Genomic DNA, 20,146 nt, shown 5'->3' on the forward strand with positions numbered 1-20,146 from the left:
GTACCCTGAGAGCGGACGTGGGGCGAAAAACCTTGCGCGGACTTAAATGGTTTAAAAATTCCATTAATTATTTTGTTTTGAATAAATCACTCTTTTAATTATTATATATTGGATATACCATAATTCTTTAGTTTTTATAAAATACACAAAGGATTTAACTATATGAAACGATGTATTTTGGTGTGCGCGCCGTATTTCTTTTTTACTAAAATTCCCGATCCGGATGTTCCCAATGACACATCGCCTTATTTTCACTACGGCAGCTTTGGCCCTCGCCTCAGCCGCACATGCAGGCCCAAAACATAAAAAAGCTGAGCAGAAGTCTGAGGAAATTACCGTTACCGCCCATCATTTATCGACGACTGAACGGAATCGACGGCAGTTAGCAAGTATCCCTGGTGGAACGTCAGTGATCGATTCCAAGCAAGTATTAAAAGGGCGGAATATGACAAATGCCGATGCACTTGCTCTTCAACCGGGGGTCTTTGCGCAGAGCTCTGGCGGGGGTGATGGTTTGCGCCTCTCGATCCGAGGTTCTGGTATTCAGACAGGGACAAACTATTTCCGGTCGGGCCTGTTAATGATGTTCGATGGTTTGCCAGTGACTATCCCGGCTGGGACGCCCTATGAATTGTTCGAACCCCTAGGCATTGCTGATATTGAAGTTTTGCGAGGGGCAAATGCATTCGACTACGGTGGCCTCCAACTCGGAGGGGGGATTAATTATAATTCTACTACTGGTGCGCAAGCCCAAAAATATCAGGCACGGGTCGAAGGTGGCAGCTTCGGGTATCTCAAAGAACAGGTGAGTTCCGGGCAGGTCGTGGGCAAAGCAGACTATTACATTAGTCTGACAAACTCATATCGTGGAGGTTACCAACAACAGACGCGCGCGACATCTTTCGGCGTTGAGGCTAACTTTGGCTACCGGTTTAACGATCATGTCGAGACACGGTTATTTTTCCGCTATCGCCAGACGCAGAATGGTTACCCGGGGTTTCTGACGAGAAATCAGATACTCAACGATCCCACGCAGGCCCAGTCGCCGTACCGTGCAATAGCGTCTAAACGCATTCAGCCAGGCTCAAAATTTTATGCAGACATGACAACTCTGCATTTCGATGATGATTCCGTTCTTCGTCTAGGGGTTGATGTACAAGATGCGCCTATCGATATTGAGCAGCAGGCTATAGCAACAATCTGGCTATACCAGACCGTAGGTGCAATCGCTGATTATCAGCGTCATGACCATATTTTGGGGCGGGTTTCGGATACCGATATTGGATATCTTGGCGCTCATAACCTGACCGGCTGGGAAAAAACGCAGATACGTGTCAGTGGTGTCACAGGTGCACAATTGGCGAGTAAAGGCGCTGGCGGTTTCGCAAACGCATCAATCTTTAATGCGTATGCTAACCTGCCCATTGGCACCGTTTTGTCACGCTATAATTACGGCGGTGCCGATGATATCATTCATTTCCGAAATAATACTCAAATCGTCAAAGATTTTTGGCTTACACTCGCTGCTGCCATTGATCGCGAGGCACGTGCGGCGAGCGTCGCTTATCCAACCCAATCCGGTCTATCCACAGATTCAGTTAACTTCGTCCCGCGGGCAGGTTTGAGATGGGTGGCGAGCCCCCATGTCACGCTATACGGTAATATAAGCCGCTCTTTACAGCCGCCCAACGATTGGAATTACATGACTGGCCATTACTATAGTGCCAGTGCTCTACAGGCAGGCCTGTCTTCCGGTGCAACCCGTCTTAGAAATCAAACTGCTACAACGTTCGAAGTGGGGTCGGAAGGCAATTTCTGGCGGAATCAATGGAGTATTTCTTATTATCATTCCAATGTCCGGAACGAATTACTCACAGTTCAGACAGCCGCATCGCAAGCATCTGGTACACAAATATATGGCAATGCAACACCAACGACGCATCAGGGAGTTGAGGCTTCTCTCAGTACTACCCTTTTAAGTTGGGGCGGAAATTCTCTTTCATTGCGGCAAGCCTATACATGGCAAGATTTCCGTTTCAGAAATGACCCACAATTCGGGCGTAACCGCCTGCCGGGTATTCCGGAACATTTCTACCAAGGTGAACTGCATCTAGATTTGAAGGCAGGCTTTTACGCAGGTTTGATAGCGCAGGTCTCTTCACGTGTATCAGGTAGTTACGACGACACTTACTTCGCGCCTGCTTACCATATTTACAATCTAAACCTTGGGTACGATTGGCCAGGAAAACATCGACAAGTATTCTTAAGTATTAATAACATAGGAAATACCCATTATGCGGCGATTGTAGTCCCAGGTTACCGGGCATCGGGTCAACAATTGGCTGTTTTTCAGCCTGGAGATGGGCTGGGCGTTTTTGCCGGCGCCTCTATCGGATTTAACTGAACATAAAGAAGTAATACTCAAATAAAAAGGATCGGCGATTATGTCAGAAATCTTGCTTAATGCATTCGATATGACTTGTGTTTCGCATCAGGCCAGCGGGTTGTGGCGTCACCCTAATGATCAAGCATATCGGTACAAGACAATTTCGTATTGGACCGAACTTGCACAAATCCTTGAAAAAGGGCTTTTTGATGGTCTCTTTATCGCAGATGTCTTGGGGACGTATGACGTTTATGGAGGAAGCCCCGATGCAGCATTGCGCAATGCTGCGCAGGTACCTGTAAATGATCCGGCGGTCACAATTGCGGCTATGGCAGCTGTAACAAAGCATCTTGGCTTTGGTCTCACGGCGGCATTATCTTACGAACACCCTTACCCTTTTGCGCGGCGAATGAGCACTTTGGATCATTTGACGCAGGGTAGGATCGGTTGGAATATTGTTACTGGTTATCTGGATAGTGCGGCTCGTGGCAATGGGCACATTCGCCAAGAGAGCCACGATACTCGGTACGATATTGCCCATGATTATTTGGATGTCGTAACAAATCTTTGGAATAATAGTTGGGACGACGGTGCTGTGCTCCATGATAAGGAGCGCGGTGTTTATACTGACCCTTCTAAAGTCCACCGTATTACTCACAATGGTCCGTATTTTTCAGTTGATGCTATTCATCTGTGCGAACCTTCACCCCAGCGCACACCGGTGTTGTATCAGGCAGGTACCTCCCGCAAGGGGCGAGCGTTTGCAGGTAAATACGCCGAATGTGTTTTTTTGGCAGGGCCCTCCGTTATTGTGGCAAAAAACGGCGTGGAAACAATCCGTTCTGAAGTGTCTGCGCAGGGTAGAAAGGCTGAATCAGTGCGAATTTTTTCGCTCGTTACGGTCGTTACAGGTGCGAATGATGCAGAAGCACATGCTAAATACGATGAATATCGTAGCTATGTTAGCTTAGAGGGAGCGTTAACTCTTATGTCTGGTTGGACTGGAGTTGATTTCTCTACTTACAGCCCCGATGAACCTGTAAAGCATATTCGCAACGATGCCATTCATTCAGCTATTGATGCGCTAACTGTTACAGATCCTGATCGTGTATGGACTGTTCGTGAACTCGCTGAGCATTCAGCTATTGGCGGCTTAGGGGTTACATTTATTGGTGGCCCAGAAACAATTGCCGATAAAATGGAAAAGTGGATTGATCAAACTGGAGTGGATGGGTTTAATCTCGCATATGCCGTGACACCCGGTAGTTTTGAAGATTTTATAAAGTATGTAATTCCGGAGCTTCAACGACGCGGTCGGTATAAAACTAAATACAGAGAAGGAACTTTAAGAGAAAAATTATTTTCACCTATAGTGAAAAATAAATAACTAATTTTTTACTATAAAATATTCTTAGGATATTTATAAAAATAATTCTCATTATAAAACTATATTACGTTCGTTGATTTCAATATATAATTTCGTATATGGAATAATTTTTGCAATTAAACCATCCAAAATGAGTTGTGTTTTGCATTTATAGTGTTCTACACATATAGAACACTAGCGAGTCGGATTTGACTGACTGCTAACACGGGGGTTGGGATGAATGATGCGTGGGATGAGTCGGTACCAATTTACGTTCAGATACGTGATAGGATTGTGCGTGCAATACTCGATGGCGCCATTCCAGAGGGGGCAGCGCTGCCTTCTGTTCGTCAGGTTGCTGCTGACTGTCAGGTCAACCCAATGACGGCCATGAAAGCCTTGCATGCCCTCCTTGATGATGGGTTGGCCGAAAAGCGGCGTGGCCTTGGTATGTTCGTGCTTGAAGGTGCGCGCGAGCGTCTTATCACACGGGAGCGGGAACGCTTTTTGGAGGTGCAGTGGCCTGAAACGCTGGCCACAATTCGTAGGCTTGGACTGGACCCGGTTGAATTGCTGGCAAAAGAAGGGACAAGGTCATGACGAATTTGTGTGTCGAAGCGAGAGATGTCACGCGTTGTTATAAAGGTGGGCGTGGGATCAAAGGCATTAATCTCGCAATTCCAATGGGACGAATTGTCGGGTTGGTTGGGGCGAACGGCTCAGGTAAAACAACGCTTTTGCGCGCTATAACCGGACTCACGGGGGCTGAGGGTGATTTGCGCGTCAATGGGTTAAATCCATGGACGCAGCGCGGTCAGATGATGGAAGACATCACCTTTATAGCAGACACAGCGATCCTGCCGCGATGGATGAATGCAGCGCAGATATTGGATTACGTTCAGGGAGTGCATCCGCGCTTTGATCGGACGAAAGCAGAACGTTTTCTCGCTGGTACGACAGTAAGCCGCAAAATGAAGGTCCGGCAAATGTCGAAAGGCATGGTCGTTCAACTTCATCTGGCAGTTGTTTTGGCAATTGACGCACGCTTGCTGGTCCTTGATGAGCCGACGCTAGGGTTGGATTTGGTATTCCGTACTACTTTTTACCGAACACTTCTGGAGGAGTTTGCTTCGGAAGAACGGACTATTATTATTAGTACGCATCAAGTGGAAGAAATTGAGCATATCCTGACAGATGTAGTTGTATTGTCTGAGGGAAGAATTGTTTTCCAAGAAGCGCTTGATGCACTGGAAGAGCGTTTTTTTGAGCTTAGGGCCAAGCCTGAGCGCGAAGAAGAAGTGATGAGGCTGGGGCCAGTGGCTGAGTGGCGCTCGTTAGGCCAAGGACATTTCCTTTTTGATTTAGCCAAGCCTGCGGGAGTTACGGCTGAGATGATAGGGCTCTTAGGGGAAGTTCGTTCTCCCAGGTTGGCGGATGTGTTGGTTCGACTAATGGAAGCAGCACGGCCAGAAACGGCAGGTGTGGGAGAGTGGGGTCATACCGTGAAGGAAAATAAGCAATGAGCAGGGCTGGGCTATTTTCGCAACAAGTTTGTTGTGAACTTCGTAAAGAGTTCCAACAGTATCGCGGGCTATGGATGACGCCATTGGTTATGACGCTCGCTCCTGTAATAATCGCCATTGTGGTAGAAATTGTTCATGCGGTTGTAGCGTTGGTTTCGGGCCATCCAATCACGATGCATTTGACCTACTTTCAACTTAATGGAAATGGTGTACAAATAAACGAGAAGATGGATAACAGTATTGAAGGGAGGTTCGCCCTCCTCTCAATAGTTGGGCTCACGGCGGCGTGGGTCGCACCGCTTGCAGGTCTAATTGTGACGTGTGTATATGCGTGTTCAGGTTTCTTGCGTGACAGACGAGATCAGAGCATTTTGTTCTGGAAATCTCTGCCGATGCCTGAGAGTGCTGTTGTGTTGGCAAGAATACTGTTTTGCTGCATTGGAATTCCGTTCGTTGTTTTCTGCGCTCAACTGCTGCTTGTCACGCTGACGAGTGGAATCATTAGCGGGTGCTTTGCCTTAAAGAACAGCATGATGGGCTCGCTTTTTCTTACGTGGGGAAATCTGTTTTCTTTCTTGCTCTCTTGGTTTGAGGTATTGCCGCAGTTTGCCGTTTTAATGGTCCTATGGTGGTTCCCTATTTGGGCGCTATTGCTGTTATGGTCAGGTATAGTGCGTTCCTATCCGCTTCTATGGCTTGGGGTGGTCTTAGGTCTCGTGAGTGCGGTTGAAGCCATAGCTAACGGGACATCACGAATTATCAGGGCGATCGGGCAGTATGTAGAAAGTAAATGGATTGGTGAATTTGTTATTGTCCGGCTGTGGAATGGACTATCGCACATTCCCAATATCACAGCACTCAGAGAAAAAATGCCGTCTAAAATTAGAGTGAATAATGAGTTTTGGAGCGTGCTGGGAGCACATTCGAGCGCAATGTTTGTAAGTTTTATAGTTGGTATTTTTGCTCTCATAGTAGCGGGTTATTTGCGTCGTAAAGCTGGCCCACTCTAAAAAAGCTCGCAAAGCCTATGGGCAGGTTCTGCGAGCACAGTTTCAAAATTATTGGTTTCAATATTACTTTTCTGTACGGTTTAATTGGAAACAGGTGATTTCGGGGGGCTTAGCAAGGCGTAGAGCGAAGCCAGCCCAAATACCTGTTCCATTGCTAACATAAAGGTGCATGGCGCCAACAGTATAACGTCCTGAGACAAAGCCGTTATTCGCGCGTGCCACAAGGCGGTCAAGGCCGGGTATCATTCCACCATGTGTATGGCCAGAGAGTTGTAAGGCAACTTTACGCTTTGCGGCTTCCACTGCATTTCTTGGTTGGTGATCAAGAAGCACGATTGGTGCCGCCGGGGCATCTTTGAGTGCGGCGTCCAGGTTCGGTGGCTGTTCGTTATGATGTGCAGCAGAAAGATCGGTAACGCCAGCTAAAACGAGGGTAGCATCACCCCTCGTTAGCAGGGTGTGCTCGTTGAGTAGCATGGTGATGTCTAAGCTTTTTAAGTGTGTCAGCCACTCTTGATAATTAAAATAATACTCGTGGTTACCAGGAACGGCAAATACGCCGTCTGGCGCATACAGTCTTTTTAGCGGTGCAATATCGCTTTTACGAAGGGAGACAGGGCCGTCAATAAAGTCGCCTGTAATGACAATGAGGTCAGCATGTTTTGCATTAGCTAAAATAGTAACTTTCTCGGCCCAAGCAGTAGGAAAGAGGCGGGTCAGGTGTAGGTCTGCGAGTTGTAATATGGTGTAATTTTCGAATTCTGGAGGGAGATTAGGGATCGCGACAGCGATATTTCGTAGCTTGGGAAGGCGTGTTGCGTTCCATACGGCGCATGCGCTCAAAAATGCTGCAAGCAAGCCAATCGTCGCACGAAAAAAAACTGGAATACAAATGCTATGTCTGTAAGAAATTACAAAAAAGAGCGTTGCTGTGTCCAAAACGAGTTGGAAAAAAGCAAGGAAGGTAATCGCACCAAACAACCAGTTAAAAGTAAGAATTAAAAACCTAGGGAATTCCGGCAGCATAGGAGTGCCTGAAGAAAGCCGAGCCCAGAGGTGGTATTGTGATCCTATTAGTAAAAGGATCGCTAATAGAAATTTTAACCAATATGGGATAGGCAATGGCCAAAGCCAGTTAAAAATAATGAAAATACACGGGGCAGTGAAAATCAGATGCACGCGAACAGTGTCCTAGGTTATTTTTCCCTCGGAAGGGTATAAATATATCCGAACCATTGAGTTCAACCATATACATAATAATTCCTATTGGATAAAGCAGCTTCATAATGGCTGCAATTTTGACTTATTTAATAATTAATTTTGAAGATATATATAATATATTTATAAAAGTATATTATTATCCATTAAATTACCAAATGTACATTTTTGTATCGAATAGTCTGGTAAATATTAAATAGACCGACGACAGTACTTTCCCGCCATGATTTTTGCAGTTTCAAGCGCCTAGGTTTCGGTAATGGTGGCGGTGAATCTGTTCCAACTATTCCGCTTGCATTGGAGGCACAAGGGCCGGTCCTTCCGAAGGTTGTTGTGGCGCAGTGGAAATATCAACTTTACGAGGGTGATCTGACCCAGCATGCCCCACAATATCGGCAAAAAGGCCGCATGTTAGACGTTTGCGACGTGTCGCCATCAGAATGGTCCTTTGAATGAGGGGGAGAGGGTAAATTTGTGTTTGGTTTACCCTCCAGCGTGTCGTTATTCTGGGATTTGAGCGTTACCTTTTACTTCGTAGTTTCCAATCGTGACCGGTGCCGTTGTATTAGGCTGACCTCCGCCAATACTCAGGCTGTATGTTCCATTGGGTACGATAATCTGACCAGCAGCAGTGACCATGCTTTGCTGGCGAGCGTCGAGCGAAAACCGTACGACTTCAGACTGTCCTGGCTTCAGCCAGACGCGTTTGAATCCACGCAAAGCTCGTAGTGGGGCGCCGTCTATCTTAGGGAAGCTAAGATAAAGTTGTACAACCTCTGCACCGGGCAATTTGCCAGTATTTGTAACTTTTGCGGTGACGTTCAAGGACTCACCAGCAGTGAGCGGAGCTGCCGGCAGGGTCAAGTTGCTGTATTCAAAGTGCGTATAACTCAAGCCATAGCCGAAGGGAAAAAGCGGAGTTCCAGTATAGTATCTGTATGTGCGATTATTCATAAAGTAATTGCCGAATGGCGGAAGGTCATCAACGCTTTTATAAAACGTAATTGGCAAACGACCAGATGGATTATTAGCCCCAGATAAAGTGTTGGCTACTGCAGTGCCGCCTTCTTCACCTGCGTACCAAGATTCAATTATAGCCCCAGCATGTTCATTTGCCCAGTTAACACTCATAGCTCCACCATTCGCGAGAACTACGACAAGAGGTTTTCCTGTAGAAGCAACATCCTTGAGCAAGTTTTCTTCAGGCGCAGGGAGGTCCAGTGACGTACGATCTCCGCCATGAAAACCCGGCTCATCGATATTCATTTGCTCCCCTTCAAGTTCTGAGGTTAGCCCAACCACGGCAATAACAACATCGGCGGCGCGGGCGTTTGCAATAGCTTTTGGATCTGTTTTGCTATCGTCGAAGCGCGTCCAAATTAGATGGGCTGAGGGTATGGAGTGCGCTAGTGGAGCGTAATGCACATGTAGCTTGTATTTTTCGCCCTTTTCTAACCTGATTTTGCCAAGGCGGCGCTCCATGCCATTGCCTTGCCAGTCGTCGTAGGCAACCTGCTGACCGTCAACAACAACCTGTAGTACACCATCGCCTTCCAACCCGAGGCGATAAAAACCACTTTCTGGTGCTGTCAAAGTACCATCCCAATTAACACTTAGGTCGATTTTGCCCGTGGTTTCCTTGGGGAGGGTAGCTGGGGACAGGCTGACAGTCGGCTCCATCCGATCAGTGAGTGGCGTTTGGCCGACTTCGTCGTCACCCACATTGTGGTGAACGTAATAATGTGCCAGCAAGCCTGGTTTTCCGTCGTGGGTCAAAAATTGCAAAGGCACAGGAACCGCATCGTTACGTAAAAATTGGGTGCCAGGTTCGTAGCTAATATCGGCTTGTGGGAAGGCTTTCTTTAAACCCTCTAGTACTGAGACAGCGTGGCTAGGTCGGCCATTATAATTGCCCATCATGTAGCGCGTTTGGTCAGCGAGGGGGCCTACAACTGAAATCTTCAATTTTCTTGTCGGTGAAAGTGGTAGTATACCGTTATTTTTGAGCAAAACTAATGACGATGCAGCAACGTCACGTGCAAACTGTCGGTGTTTTACGCTGTCGAGTTCTTTAGGATCGATCTTTGAATAGGGGTCCAATGATTCTGGATCAAATGCTCCTGTACGTATACGAACAACCATGAGGCGCTTTACAGCTTTATCGATAGCTTCTTCGCTGAGGTAGCCCGCACGGACAGCGTCCACATAGGGACGATAATCTCCATCTCCGTCGACCTTACCGTAGTAATTGATACACTCACTATCGACGCCGCGCTTTACTGCCAGCGCAGTTGCAGATTTCTGATCAGGCGTGAAATTATGGGCTACGTAAATGCCCGTCACGGCATCGCAGTCAGCTACCATCAGGCCATTGTAATGCCAGTTACCGCGCATCTGGTCTTGCAGAAGGTATTGGCTGGCGCAGTCAGGTTCACCGTTCAGTGAGCTATAGGCACACATCAGGCCAGCGGCTTTGCCGTCAATGGCTGCCGCGCGGAATGCTGGTAAGTAAGTATCAAGCATGTCGTGCTTACTGGCTTTGATATCGACCCACCGGCGTGTCGCTTCCGGTCCACTGTGAACGGCCAAATGCTTTGCAACTGCTGCAGTGCGGTAGTAATGCGGGTCGGTGCCTTGTAGACCCTCAATATACGCAACTCCCATACTGCTCGTCAGGGTTGGGTCCTCGCCATAAGTTTCTTGACCGCGCCCCCAGCGTGGGTCCCTGTCGATGTTCACGTTAGGCGCAAACAGATTGCGTCCCTCAAACAAACCACTTGCGCCATTTTTGCGGCTGTTAGCTTGTTTGTTAAGAATACGCATTTCTGTACTGACAATAGTAGCCACATCGCGAATGGCGTTGGTGTCAAACGTAGCTGCAAGTCCAATAGGTTCTGGAAATTGAGTGGCGCCTGGCAGTGCAACACCGTGCAAGCCCTCGTTCCACCAATCGTAAGCAGGAACGTTTAGTCGGGGAATAGCACGCGCTTGATTGACGAGTTGTGATGCCTTTTCTTCGAGGGTCATTCTGCTCACAAGGTCGGCGGCGCGCTGCTCGGGAGATAAGCTGACGTCTAGGAAAGCAGGCTTTGTGGTGGATGCGTGAGCGTGTGGTAAGCTGGTGCTGCCTAGTAGGGCAGCGCAAAGCATTCGTGAAATCCGATGTTTCATTGTGAGTCTGTCCTGCATGGCAACTGGGTCATCAAGACCGAGTGGGTTACGTGTATAAGCAAAAAAAGCGTTATAAATATCGATATCGAAATTAATAATTCGAATATTTTATACAATGTCAATCTAGTTTTTAGGGCACTGGGCTTGGGGGAGGGGCTGCTAAATTCGTATATCGTCTCTTATTTTGAGGTTTTTAAGAATGCTGCGCAAACCGTCTGTTGAATTGTACCAAATAGTACGTCGTATAAGTGAGGTAATGTTATTTTATATTATCGTGGAATATAAAATTAGTTATATATTAAATATAATATGGCTTTAGATAAATTTTAAAATTACCTAAAACCATAAGATATTATATTTCTATTTCTTCTTTTACTAATATAGTGGATAATATTCCTGCAAAAATAAGGCTTGCTGCGCTTATGTACCAAGCGGCATCGAAGCGGCCCGTGTAATTTACTATATATCCAGTTGCGATTGGTGCCAAAAGCCCAAGCCCATTACTAAAAGTTAAAGTAACCCCTGTGACAGTGCCAATTTTACTGCCGTCACTGATTAACTCCGTTAAGAGCGCCGTATTGGAACCGTTTGCAGATATTAGGCAGCATAGTGAAATCGATAGTAATATAAGTATTGGCGTAACAGAATGATAAAAAGGGAGAAGCCCTATGCTCGCAGCTCCCAGAAAGAAAAACGCTACTACGAAACGGCGGCGTTTTGGTATTGCCCCTCTCAAAAAAGCTATTTTTTCAGCAATTCTACCAATAAAAATAGCACACACGGCTGCAATTAAATAACAGGTAGCAGTATGACTTCCCGCGCCCGTAACGCTGATGTGCAGTTCGTGTATGAGATACACCGGCAACCACGAAAGAACGAGAAAATTTAGGTAATTTTGCGTACATTGTGCTATCAAAATACCCCAAAATGAGCGGGCTTTAAAAAGCGACTGTATTTGCTTTAATGTGATAATTTTTTTATTAGAAGCCGATATTTGGTTGTTTTTGTCACGATATAAAACCCACCACGCTAATACCCATATTAGCCCCACAGCTCCTAAAGCCACAAATTCAAAACGCCACCCAAAATGAAAGATCAGCGTTGCGCCTGCTAATGTGCCGCCAGCTAAGCCTAATTGCATGCCCGTGAGTAGGATTGTCATGACCAATCCGCGTTCGCTAGGCTTTGCCCAGTGTCGGACGATTGTGGCACCTACGCCAAATGTTGGTGCTTCGCCGGCACCAAGAAGTACGCGTGTGAATAAAAATTGCCCTAGCGATTGGGTAATACCTCCGAGCATCATTGCCACGGACCAGAGACCTACCGCCAAACTACCGACCCTGCGCGCTCCGTAACGATCGAGTAGCATGGTGGAAGGCAGGTTCAATATAAAATAGGACCACATAAAGCTTGAAGCTACCCAACCCATCTGAATAGAGCTAAGCGAAAATTCTCGTCCTAAATCTGGTAAAGCAATAGATAAAGCGGCGCGGTCTCCGTAGCTGATCATATACATGATGAAAATCAGCAGAAAGAAAACCTGCCGTGGCATTGCTTTTGGTTGCAAAAAAGCAGTCGTCATTCGGGCTGTCCATTTGTCTGGGAGAGAGAAGGTAAGACTTCCGCTGGAGTAGGGTGACGATCATGACGCAGCATCCAGATGCCGGCGCTAACGATTAGAGCTCCGCCAACAATTGTAGCGATACCGGGAGGTTCCTCAAAAGCGAACCATCCAATCAAAGCAGCCCAAAACAGGCCAGTATAGGTAAATGGTCCAATGGCTGAAACTTCCGCAGAAGCAAAAGCTTCAGTTTGTAAAATTTGAGAGAGGCCTGCGAAGACACCTATAAAAATGAGGGGCAACCACGCAGAGGCTGAAGGTGTGACCCAAATAAAAGGCAACGGTATAGCGGTGGCGAGTGTCATCAAAATAGCCTGCCACAGCGTAATGGTGGTACTAGCTTCTGTGGCTGAAAGTTGACGTATTTGCATGGTCGTGAGAGCGCCTACAGCTCCCTGAGCCAACGCGATCAAGGCAGCGAACTGCATTCCGTCCGTCGTTTGAAAAAGCCCCTTGCCGGCAGCGACAACCAGGACACCCGTAAACCCGATACCAACGGCAACCCAGCGGTGAATGGACGGCCGCTCTCCCAGCAATGGAATGGATAGAAGTACGAGAAACAGCGGTTGTGTATAAGAAAGAGCTTGCTGTTCGGCGAGGGGAAGGTGGGTGACTGTGTAGACGATCATCACCATACTCAGCAGCCCGAAACCGGATCGCGCAACGTGGCGACCGAAATGCTGGGTGCGTAAAGTTCCGCCCGTGCGACGTGCAACAAATAGTACAAAGGGTAGAGAAAATAAGTTTCGGAAAAAGACAATTTCAAGCGCCGTGAGTTGTCCTCCCAGCTTTTTCTGTAAAGCATTGAGAAGAGCCAAAACACATGTAGCAATCGTAAGAAAGAGCGCGCCGCGTTGGAGGTTGTGTTTCATTGCGATGATCAGGAAATTAGGCGATATGCAGGTGTGATCTCGCCCCCTAAAGCGATAATTTGATCACGGATTGTACGCGCCAAATCTACTGCTCCGGGCGTATCGCTATGGACGAGGATTGAAGACGCTTCCATGGAAAGCAGAGTGTTATCAATAGTAAGAACGGTCTTTTCTTCCAAAAAGCGACGTACACGCGTGCTTAAAATCGCTGTATCATGAATAACGGCCCCTACTTGCCCGCGAGGTACAAGTGTTCCTTTCGCGGTGTAGGCACGATCTGCGAGAAATAATGCTTGTGTGCGCAATCCTACTTTTTCAGCAGCTTTGACGCTTGCCTGTCCGGGCATGACGAATAGGGTTAGATCTGGATCAAGGCTGTAGATAACGCGCGCGAGACGCAACGCGCGCTCAGGGTCTTCATTCGCAATTGTGCCGAGTGCAGCATGGTAACTAACGTGCGTTACACGGTGGTTATGCCGGGCTGCAACCCCCTGTAGTGCGCCGATTTGGTAAGCGACCATTGCTTCCAACTCGGTGTCACTTACGGGCATTACACGGCGTCCAAACCCTGCCAAATCAGGCAGTCCCGGATGGGCACCAATGCCGAGCCCTTTCGCTTTGGCAGTGCGTACTATGCGGTCCATAATAACGTGGTCACCAGCATGAAAGCCGCATGCAATATTTGCAGATGATACTATGTCCATCAATGCGTCATCATCAGCGATGTGCCACCGCCCAAAACCTTCGCCCATGTCGGCGTTTAGATCAATTTTCATACAATGCCTTTGCGTGCTTGTGAGCGGCGATAAAATCCGGCCATCATGCGAAGATCGTTTAGATACGAAGTGATCTCTTTGCTGGCTGCGATCCCCTCCGCATGGGTGCACTTTTGCAAGCGAATGGAATGACCGATCCGTGCTTGTGCTAATCTCCACAAATCAGCTTCAATAACGGTCGCTATACGGGGATAGCCACCTACCGTATTGGCATCCGCCATTTGCACGATTGGTTCGCCTGCTGGAGGCACCTGCATAATACCGGGGACAATGCCGTAGGAGCGCAGTTCCATGGGTTCTTTAGTCTGTAGTGATTGGCCACTCAACCTGTAGCCGACGCGATTACTGTTGGGTGTGATGCGCCAAGAATCGGACCAGAAACTGGCCTGAGATGTAGGCGTGAAGCAATCGTGATCCGTCGCAGGAATGGCGCGTAATGTGACGGTTTTTGGCTCGCTTTGACCGAATGTACACAAAGCAGATTTGGGAGGTATGGCTCCGTAGCCTGTTAGAAACTCTCCATCAAACAGTGGCAAAGAATCTCCTTCTTCAAGGGAACGACCGTTCAAACCGCCAAAGCTGCCGCGCAGTTGCGTGCTTCGTGAACCGAGCATAACGGGCACGTTAATACCGCCAGAGAGGCAAAGATAAGCGCGCATTCCGTCATTGGGTGGTGCTACTCTGAGCACTTGTCCCGACCGAGCATGTGCAACAGACCATGGGAGGATGGTTACTCCATCGAGAGTAAGCGGCGCAGTCGTGCCAGTAACAATAAAGCTGCGATCGTTTTCAAAGCGTACAGCAAACGGATAGGTCTGAATTTCTATACATGCAGCATTTAAGTTATTATTGAGCAGAACATTCCCTACTGCCAAAGCAACTGGGTCCATTACTCCAGAAAGACCAACGCCAGACTGCCTGTGGCCGGGCCGACCGGTATCCTGCACTGTGTTTAGAGCAGAGGTTTCAAGGACAGTGATCACAAATCAATTCTCTCAGCGATGAACCGTACCCGATCTCCGATTGCAAAGAGGGAAGGTTGGGCGCGCGTCGGGTCGAATAAAGCAATGTCAGTGAAGCCAATGGCGTTCCACCCATTGGGGCCGGTCAGGGCGGCTATACCAGTTTGAGGCCCACCGATGGTGAGTGTACCAGCAGGCATGTTAAGCGCCGGTACCGATTTGCGAGGGGTTGCAATGCGTGGGTCTAGGCCATGTAAATAGCCAAACCCGGGTGCACTACCGACAGCGCAAACAGTGTAGCTACCTGCGAGATGCAAGGCGATGACGTCTTCTGGGTTCATTTGTGAATGTGCGGCGACGTGCAACAAATCCGTGCCGTAGGACCCGCCATAGCTGACGCCAATCTCAAAGTGCCGTCCTTCAATTTGGCGCTCAGGAAGCGTGGCCCAAGCATTTAAAAGCCATTCTATTAAAGGTTCTATACGCTCAGGGGGCTGTTTGAATACCAGCATCAAATTTGTAACACCGGGAATGGTTTCAGCCACATCATCTCGGCTCTCAGCGGCATCCATCAGCGCCCATATACGGCGCTGCGCAGGCATACTAAAGGCACCCGGTGCTTCGAAGAGCATGGCGCGTGTGCCAATCATACTGATGGTCGGTGGCTTCTCCAATGAACACTTTCTCCAGCGAAGCGGCATACGCCGCGTTGTGGTGTCGATACATAAGCGTAAAGATAGCTGGGTGGTCAGTTCCAGTGGTGGATGGCCCTTTGGTGATATCGCATAATCTTATAATTGCTGAAAATGCTCCTAAGGGCGCCTTGGGTGTCTTGGCGAGGCATTTATTGAAACAGTAACATCATCGCAACGAACAGTTTTGGTAATTAAAAAGGTGCTTTGATCATGTCGCAAATTCGTTCTGCTCTTGTAACAGGTGCATCATCCGGAATCGGTGCTGTTATTGTAGAAACCCTTAGAAAGAGTGGTCTGGTCGTGCACGCAGTAGCACGCGACGGTCAAAGACTGGCGGCCTTGGCCGAAAGTACAGGCTGCATTCCTCACACAGCCAGTGTTACAGACCGCGCTGCTCTTGAACGTATCGTCTCTGACAATCGTATTGATATTTTGATTAATAATGCGGGCCAGTCTCGCTTGGGGAATATTACCAACACCACCGAGAGTGATATTGACGCGCTAATTGATGTTAACTTGCGTGCAGTTCTGCATCTGACAAATTTGGTTTTACCGGGCATGATTGAGCGGCAGTGCGGGCATATCGTAAATATTAGCTCTATCGCTGGCCACTATGCTTTTGCAGGGGGAAACACAGTTTATCATGCGACCAAGGCAGCTATTCATTCCTTGTCTCAACAATTGCGGTGCGATCTTTACGGCACGCCAATTCGCGTAACGGAAATTTCACCTGCACGCGTAGAGACTGAGGTTTTTGGTCGTTTGACGGGTGATATGGAGGGGGCAAAGCGGCGTTTCTTTACGGATGTAGAAGCTCTGCAACCAGAAGATATTGCAAATTCAGTAGCGTTTGCAGTGCTGTCACCCCAACGAATGAACGTAAGTTTCATGGAAGTCCTTCCCACAGCGCAAGTAGTTGGCGGGCTTAATTTTGCTAAAAAACCAGTCTGAAGCAGGGCCGTCGGCAATGGAACTGGACGAGTTGGCACGGCTGATCACGCTTATGGAGCGTGGTGGCATAAGCGAACTGCAGATTGAAGATAACGGAAATGTCCTACGATTAAAGTCTGTAACTGGTTCGGCTTTATGTGATGTGCCTCCCGCAAAGGGAGTACATCCGGCGAATATAATGATGGGAGTTGAGAAGCAGACCTCAACTCCACAAGGTGCGCAGCCAGCCACCCCAAAACAGCATGTGATTAAGGCAGAAACATTCGGTATTTTACACCTCATGCCCTCACCAGATGCGGCCCCATATATAGTCGTTGGGCAGGATATCGTGGTTGGACAGCAGATCGGTTTGATTGAAGCAATGAAGGTATTCAGCCCAGTGAAAGCAAGCCATGCCGGGCGAGTTACTGAAATAGCGGTTTCAAATGGCGCGGAAGTTGAGCCAGGGCAACCGCTGGTGGTGCTCGCATGAGCGGTCGGGTTCTTATTGCCAATCGTGGTGAAATCGCACTTCGTATTCAACGTGCATGCAGGATGATGGGCCTTGAGACGGTTGCGGTCCATTCTGACGCTGACAGAGATAGCCGACATGTTTTGAATGCAGATATCGCCTTGTGTATCGGCCCGGCATCGCTACAGCGTAGTTATCTGGATGCAGAAGCAATCATCCTGGCGGCACGCGCTACGGGCGCTAGTATGATCCATCCCGGCTACGGGCTTTTGTCAGAAAATGCCGACTTTGCACAGGCTGTCGAAGATGCGGGCTTAGTGTTCATCGGGCCGACAGCTGCGTCTATTCGGCTAATGGGTGACAAGATTGCAGCGAAGCAGGCAATGTTAGCAGCAGGTGTGCCTTGCGTTCCGGGATCCTCCGGCGCGCTGCCGATGGATCCGACTGAAATAGCCTCTATAGCCTCATCTGTTGGTTACCCTGTGATTATCAAGGCAGCAGGTGGCGGGGGCGGGCGCGGCATGCGTGTTGTGCAGAATGAAGCTGACTTAGCGCAAGCCGTGCAAATGACGGCGCAAGAGGCTGGGCAGGCATTTGGCAATCCCACACTGTATTTAGAACGCTTCATGAGCACGCCGCGCCATATTGAAATACAGGTTCTGTGTGACACGCATGGCAATGCCTTGTCGCTGGGAGCGCGGGACTGCTCAGTGCAACGCCGCCACCAAAAGGTTGTGGAAGAAGCGCCTGCTCCAGGTATTCCAGAGCAAGCGATCATTGACCTCGGTGAGCGTTGTGCTCAGGCTTGTCGTCAGATTGGTTATCGTGGCGCAGGAACATTTGAGTTTTTGTATGAAGACGGCATCTTTGCTTTCATTGAGATGAATACGCGGCTTCAGGTCGAGCACCCTGTTACGGAAATGACGACAGGCATCGACATTGTCTGTGAACAAATTCGCATTGCTCAGGGTGAGGCTTTGACTATACGGCAAAGCGATATCGTACCCATTGGGCATGCGGTTGAATGCCGAATTAATGCAGAGGATCCTGAGAGTTTTACGCCGTCTCCCGGCCTGATAACACGATGGGATTTGCCGGGTGGACCGTGGGTACGCGTCGATACGCATGTCGTAACAGGGAATAGAGTGCAGCCTTATTATGACTCGATGATTGGTAAAATCATCACATACGGCCCAACGAGAGCTCTAGCGCTGGCACGTATGCGTGTGGCGTTGGCGGAAATGCAGGTTGAGGGCATTTCTACAAACCTTTCATTGCACCGTTCTCTCTTCGAGGACCAGGGGTTCAATGAAGGATGCGTTGATATCCATTACCTAGAGCACTGGCTGGAGCGTGAGAAAAAGTTATGACGATTATTCCGCCACTAGATTGGCTGCAAGACGTGGACCGGATTGAAAAGGTCGTCTCGCTGCTGCGCGCGTCGGGTGTTGAAGAATTAGAGCAATCAGATTTAGAGGGAAGGCGCATTTTTCTACGCCTTAGGCAGCAAGATGAAGTTGCAACCTCGTTAAACCTAAATAACCAGTCGGTCGATCATACACACACCCTACGTGAAGCTATCAGTGCACCTTATTTTGGGGCACTGGTGCTTGCCAGCCCCTATGAGGGTACTCGGTCGTGGGGAGAGGGTGATACCGTGGACATAGGAGATGTCGTGGCATGGATAGCGCAGGGTAATCTTGTCATTCCGGTCCGCGCGACGGTATCGGGCATTATAGTTTGTGTATTGAAAGAAGAAGGAGAGCTTGTTGGTTATGGCGACGACTTGTTCGAAGTCGAGCGTAGGTCTGCTACTGCGTAAGCTTTTTGGGGCACTATTTTGCTTTTCTGGGGACTGAAGAGCCCCCAGAAAAGTATAAGGTTACGTCAAGGCTAGTACAAAATCTTTGATGCGCTCACATCCCTCCGCTAATACCTCAAGGCTTGTGGCGTAAGATATACGGATAAAAGGCGCCAAACCATAGGCAGTGCCTTGGACGGTTGCGACAAGTTTTTCCTCTAAGAGAGCTGTTACAAAATCTGTATCGGTTTTAATATGGTGCCCGGCCCGTGACGTCCTGCCAAGGCACCCAGCTACAGAAGCATAAACGTAAAAAGCGCCTTGGGGGGTGTGGCATGTCATGCCGGGAATTCCATTTAGGCGCTCAATGACAAAGTCACGCCGCTGCTGATATTCCTTTGCACGATCGAGAAGATAATCTTGCGGCCCGTCAAGAGCGGCAATTGCAGCTGCTTGTGCGAGTGTATTAATGCCACTGGTTGTTTGGCCTTGCATGTTATTCATCGCAGAAATCAGGTTACGCGGGCCGCCGCAATAGCCTACACGCCAACCAGTCATGGCATAGCTTTTGGAAACGCCATTGACCGTCAATACGCGTTCTTTCAAGCGTGGTTCTATTTGCGCGATTGTTTGGAATGTGGCGTTGTCGTAGATAAGGTGTTCGTAGATATCGTCAGTTAAAATCCACACATGTGGATTTTGCAGCATAATATCAGCAATAGCGCGCAGATCTTCTTCAGGGCAGCACGCACCTGTAGGATTATTAGGGAAATTGAGAATAAGCCATTTTGTGCGTGGCGTAATGGCTGCTGACAATGCTTCAGGCGCAAGGCGGAACTCATTTTCGGCAGGGCAGACGACGGTTACAATATTTGCACCACAGATGCGCGCACCATCTGCATAACTAATCCAAGATGGGGTTGGCAAAATAACCTCATCACCCGGATTAAGAGTAGCCATCATCGCATTATAAATGATCTGCTTGGCACCATTACCAATTAGGATCTCATCTAATGCATAGTGTAGCGAATTTTCGCGGGCAAATTTACGTTGCACAGCCGCTTTCAGTGCGGGCGTTCCATCTTGTGGAGGATACTTTGTCGCTCCGTTTCTGGCGGCTTCAAATGCAGCATCAATGACATGATCTGGTGTTGGAAAATCAGGTTCCCCAGCGGAAAGGCTTATGATTTTGTGACCTTCAGCCTTTAAGGCTGAGGCTTTGTCAGTCATGGCTGCTGACGCAGAAATCGCAATTCCGTTTAGACGGTCGGCAAGGCCCGGCATAGTTATCTCCCGAAGGCTTGTTAGTTTTGGCTCAGGAACATTACTGTCATGCCACTACG

The 20,146-nt window shown here is 48.4% G+C and carries 18 protein-coding genes; 9 read left to right on the forward strand and 9 right to left on the reverse strand.

All coding sequences use genetic code 11. From position 1 onward, the window contains the following. Nucleotides 1-232: 232 nt before the first annotated feature. The 5 genes from D5366_RS09890 (at nucleotide 233) to D5366_RS09910 (ending at nucleotide 6,285) form a co-directional block, all read left to right on the forward strand. Nucleotides 233-2,404 carry a TonB-dependent receptor family protein gene (locus D5366_RS09890; RefSeq protein ID WP_240775246.1) on the forward strand — a complete coding sequence of 724 codons (2,172 nt, stop codon included), beginning with the start codon at nucleotides 233-235 and terminating at the stop codon, nucleotides 2,402-2,404. Between the two features lie 40 nt (nucleotides 2,405-2,444). After that, nucleotides 2,445-3,773, forward strand: a complete 1,329-nt coding sequence (locus D5366_RS09895) for an LLM class flavin-dependent oxidoreductase (RefSeq protein ID WP_205839581.1) — start codon at nucleotides 2,445-2,447, stop codon at nucleotides 3,771-3,773. 216 nt (nucleotides 3,774-3,989) lie between these two features. After that, nucleotides 3,990-4,352, forward strand: coding sequence for a GntR family transcriptional regulator (locus tag D5366_RS09900; protein ID WP_141493437.1), 363 nt, complete (start codon nucleotides 3,990-3,992; stop codon nucleotides 4,350-4,352). Beyond that, complete coding sequence (locus D5366_RS09905) at nucleotides 4,349-5,275, forward strand: ABC transporter ATP-binding protein (protein WP_141493439.1); 927 nt, start codon at nucleotides 4,349-4,351, stop codon at nucleotides 5,273-5,275. Before D5366_RS09900 ends, D5366_RS09905 begins: the two co-directional genes overlap by 4 nt. After that, nucleotides 5,272-6,285: a hypothetical protein gene (locus tag D5366_RS09910; protein ID WP_141493440.1), complete on the forward strand. Its 1,014-nt coding sequence runs from the start codon at nucleotides 5,272-5,274 to the stop codon at nucleotides 6,283-6,285. The genes D5366_RS09905 and D5366_RS09910 overlap by 4 nt, the downstream gene beginning before the upstream one ends. 63 nt (nucleotides 6,286-6,348) lie before the next feature. On the opposite strand, the gene D5366_RS09915 is transcribed toward D5366_RS09910, so the two are convergent. From D5366_RS09915 to pxpB, 8 genes are all read right to left on the reverse strand, one after another. Further along, nucleotides 6,349-7,311: a metallophosphoesterase gene (locus tag D5366_RS09915; protein WP_240775247.1), complete on the reverse strand. Its 963-nt coding sequence runs from the start codon at nucleotides 7,309-7,311 to the stop codon at nucleotides 6,349-6,351. A 475-nt stretch (nucleotides 7,312-7,786) separates the two neighbouring features. Then, a complete protein-coding gene (locus tag D5366_RS11815; protein ID WP_170211081.1) occupies nucleotides 7,787-7,939 on the reverse strand; it encodes a hypothetical protein in 153 nt (50 codons plus the stop codon). Between the two features lie 65 nt (nucleotides 7,940-8,004). Next, entirely contained in the window at nucleotides 8,005-10,674 is a 2,670-nt protein-coding gene (locus D5366_RS09920) for a glycoside hydrolase family 3 C-terminal domain-containing protein (RefSeq protein ID WP_141493444.1), read from the reverse strand. A gap of 352 nt (nucleotides 10,675-11,026) precedes the next feature. Then, complete coding sequence (locus D5366_RS09925) at nucleotides 11,027-12,256, reverse strand: MFS transporter (RefSeq protein WP_141493446.1); 1,230 nt, start codon at nucleotides 12,254-12,256, stop codon at nucleotides 11,027-11,029. After that, entirely contained in the window at nucleotides 12,253-13,167 is a 915-nt protein-coding gene (locus D5366_RS09930) for a DMT family transporter (protein ID WP_141493448.1), read from the reverse strand. The genes D5366_RS09925 and D5366_RS09930 overlap by 4 nt, the downstream gene beginning before the upstream one ends. 8 nt (nucleotides 13,168-13,175) lie before the next feature. After that, nucleotides 13,176-13,943: a LamB/YcsF family protein gene (locus D5366_RS09935; protein WP_141493450.1), complete on the reverse strand. Its 768-nt coding sequence runs from the start codon at nucleotides 13,941-13,943 to the stop codon at nucleotides 13,176-13,178. Further along, entirely contained in the window at nucleotides 13,940-14,926 is a 987-nt protein-coding gene (locus D5366_RS09940) for a 5-oxoprolinase subunit C family protein (protein ID WP_141493452.1), read from the reverse strand. Before D5366_RS09940 ends, D5366_RS09935 begins: the two co-directional genes overlap by 4 nt. Next, nucleotides 14,923-15,606, reverse strand: coding sequence for a 5-oxoprolinase subunit PxpB (pxpB, locus tag D5366_RS09945; protein WP_240775248.1), 684 nt, complete (start codon nucleotides 15,604-15,606; stop codon nucleotides 14,923-14,925). Before pxpB ends, D5366_RS09940 begins: the two co-directional genes overlap by 4 nt. 204 nt (nucleotides 15,607-15,810) lie before the next feature. Between pxpB and D5366_RS09950 the strand changes: the two genes are divergently transcribed. Genes D5366_RS09950 through D5366_RS09965 form a run of 4 tightly spaced genes read left to right on the forward strand, consistent with a single transcriptional unit; the run spans nucleotide 15,811 to nucleotide 18,824 of the window. Then, nucleotides 15,811-16,551, forward strand: coding sequence for an SDR family oxidoreductase (locus D5366_RS09950; protein ID WP_141493454.1), 741 nt, complete (start codon nucleotides 15,811-15,813; stop codon nucleotides 16,549-16,551). Beyond that, nucleotides 16,532-17,023, forward strand: coding sequence for an acetyl-CoA carboxylase biotin carboxyl carrier protein (locus tag D5366_RS09955; RefSeq protein WP_141493456.1), 492 nt, complete (start codon nucleotides 16,532-16,534; stop codon nucleotides 17,021-17,023). The genes D5366_RS09950 and D5366_RS09955 overlap by 20 nt, the downstream gene beginning before the upstream one ends. Further along, nucleotides 17,020-18,372 (forward strand): acetyl-CoA carboxylase biotin carboxylase subunit, encoded by a 1,353-nt coding sequence (gene accC, locus D5366_RS09960; RefSeq protein WP_141493457.1) that lies wholly within the window; start codon nucleotides 17,020-17,022, stop codon nucleotides 18,370-18,372. Before D5366_RS09955 ends, accC begins: the two co-directional genes overlap by 4 nt. Beyond that, entirely contained in the window at nucleotides 18,369-18,824 is a 456-nt protein-coding gene (locus D5366_RS09965; protein ID WP_141493459.1) for an acetyl-CoA carboxylase biotin carboxyl carrier protein subunit, read from the forward strand. The genes accC and D5366_RS09965 overlap by 4 nt, the downstream gene beginning before the upstream one ends. A gap of 60 nt (nucleotides 18,825-18,884) precedes the next feature. Here D5366_RS09965 and D5366_RS09970 read toward each other — a convergent pair whose 3' ends face one another. Then, a complete protein-coding gene (locus D5366_RS09970) occupies nucleotides 18,885-20,087 on the reverse strand; it encodes a pyridoxal phosphate-dependent aminotransferase (protein WP_141493461.1) in 1,203 nt (400 codons plus the stop codon). Nucleotides 20,088-20,146 lie beyond the last annotated feature (59 nt).

It is taken from the genome of Neokomagataea tanensis (genome assembly GCF_006542335.1).
Classification (GTDB): domain Bacteria; phylum Pseudomonadota; class Alphaproteobacteria; order Acetobacterales; family Acetobacteraceae; genus Gluconobacter; species Gluconobacter tanensis.

Excerpts from the sequence above, each read along its gene's own strand:
- D5366_RS09890 (WP_240775246.1), top strand. The coding sequence starts at position 233 with ATGACACATCGCCTTATTTTCACTACGGCAGCTTTGGCCCTCGCCTCA.
- D5366_RS09895 (WP_205839581.1), top strand. The coding sequence starts at position 2,445 with ATGTCAGAAATCTTGCTTAATGCATTCGATATGACTTGTGTTTCGCAT.
- D5366_RS09900 (WP_141493437.1), top strand. The coding sequence starts at position 3,990 with ATGAATGATGCGTGGGATGAGTCGGTACCAATTTACGTTCAGATACGT.
- D5366_RS09905 (WP_141493439.1), top strand. The coding sequence starts at position 4,349 with ATGACGAATTTGTGTGTCGAAGCGAGAGATGTCACGCGTTGTTATAAA.
- D5366_RS09910 (WP_141493440.1), top strand. The coding sequence starts at position 5,272 with ATGAGCAGGGCTGGGCTATTTTCGCAACAAGTTTGTTGTGAACTTCGT.
- D5366_RS09915 (WP_240775247.1), bottom strand. The coding sequence starts at position 7,311 with ATGCTGCCGGAATTCCCTAGGTTTTTAATTCTTACTTTTAACTGGTTG.
- D5366_RS11815 (WP_170211081.1), bottom strand. The coding sequence starts at position 7,939 with ATGGCGACACGTCGCAAACGTCTAACATGCGGCCTTTTTGCCGATATT.
- D5366_RS09920 (WP_141493444.1), bottom strand. The coding sequence starts at position 10,674 with ATGAAACATCGGATTTCACGAATGCTTTGCGCTGCCCTACTAGGCAGC.
- D5366_RS09925 (WP_141493446.1), bottom strand. The coding sequence starts at position 12,256 with ATGACGACTGCTTTTTTGCAACCAAAAGCAATGCCACGGCAGGTTTTC.
- D5366_RS09930 (WP_141493448.1), bottom strand. The coding sequence starts at position 13,167 with ATGAAACACAACCTCCAACGCGGCGCGCTCTTTCTTACGATTGCTACA.
- D5366_RS09935 (WP_141493450.1), bottom strand. The coding sequence starts at position 13,943 with ATGAAAATTGATCTAAACGCCGACATGGGCGAAGGTTTTGGGCGGTGG.
- pxpB (WP_240775248.1), bottom strand. The coding sequence starts at position 15,606 with ATGCCGCTTCGCTGGAGAAAGTGTTCATTGGAGAAGCCACCGACCATC.
- D5366_RS09950 (WP_141493454.1), top strand. The coding sequence starts at position 15,811 with ATGTCGCAAATTCGTTCTGCTCTTGTAACAGGTGCATCATCCGGAATC.
- accC (WP_141493457.1), top strand. The coding sequence starts at position 17,020 with ATGAGCGGTCGGGTTCTTATTGCCAATCGTGGTGAAATCGCACTTCGT.
- D5366_RS09965 (WP_141493459.1), top strand. The coding sequence starts at position 18,369 with ATGACGATTATTCCGCCACTAGATTGGCTGCAAGACGTGGACCGGATT.
- D5366_RS09970 (WP_141493461.1), bottom strand. The coding sequence starts at position 20,087 with ATGCCGGGCCTTGCCGACCGTCTAAACGGAATTGCGATTTCTGCGTCA.